This window comes from Acinetobacter lwoffii (assembly GCF_024129685.1).
Lineage (GTDB): Bacteria > Pseudomonadota > Gammaproteobacteria > Pseudomonadales > Moraxellaceae > Acinetobacter > Acinetobacter lwoffii_X.
Window position 1 is genome coordinate 1 of sequence record NZ_JAMXXL010000081.1, and the last position, 828, is coordinate 828.

Annotated in this window: 1 protein-coding gene; it reads left to right on the top strand. The window is 34.8% G+C overall.

The window, feature by feature from the left end; genetic code table 11:
- Positions 1-811, top strand: a protein-coding gene (locus NI464_RS15760; protein ID WP_253139546.1) for an IS5 family transposase whose coding sequence is annotated in 2 segments (ribosomal slippage) — positions 1-384 and positions 386-811 — 810 coding nt annotated over the 2 segments. Because the reading frame shifts where the segments join, the coding sequence is not laid out codon by codon here. This gene is flagged as partial in the annotation.
- Positions 812-828 lie beyond the last annotated feature (17 nt).

Sequence of the window (828 nt, forward strand, 5' to 3'; positions counted from 1 at the left end):
AAATATGAAAATTTAACTCGATTTAATGATGGGGAATTTAAACGACTCGTTGGAGTTCCTCGTCCATTATTCTTAAAAATGGTATCGGTGTTACAACACGCTGAACTTGCCAAGAAAAAATCTGGAAGACCTCATTCGTTGTGTTTAGAGGATCAATTGTTGTTAACTTTAAATTACTTACGCTGTTATAGAACTCAAATTGAGTTATCCGCTGACTATAACCTAGCTGAAAGCAATGTGAATCGTACTATTCATAAAGTTGAAAATGCTCTGATTCAATCACGGATTTTCGCATTGCCTAAAAGGAATCAAAAGTTTAGTGAGGGGGATTATGTGATCGTTGATGTCACTGAGTCACAGATTGAGCATCCCAAAAAAACAAAGAAAATTCTATAGTGGTAAAAAGAAGAAACATACGCTAAAAACACAGGTCATTTTTAACCCAAGACTAAAGCAAATTGTAAGTATACAGGTCGAAAGTGGCAGAAAACATGATCTGACGATTGCGCGTAAGTATTTTAAGGAGATGATCATTTATCCTTGTATTATGGCAGATTTAGCCTATAAAGGATTTCATCAGATTAAGAGTAAGTTACTCATTCCAATCAAGAAACCTAAGAATTTATCATTACCCAAAATAGCAAAACAGATCAACCAAGAAATCAGCCGGCGTAGGATCACAATTGAACATATCAACGGCAAACTTAAATATTTTCGGATATTAACAGAACGCTATAGAAATAGACGGAAACGATTTGGTCTAAGAATGAATTTAATTGCTGGAATGGTGAACTGGACGCTCTTAAATTAACTTTCGCAAGAGATCTA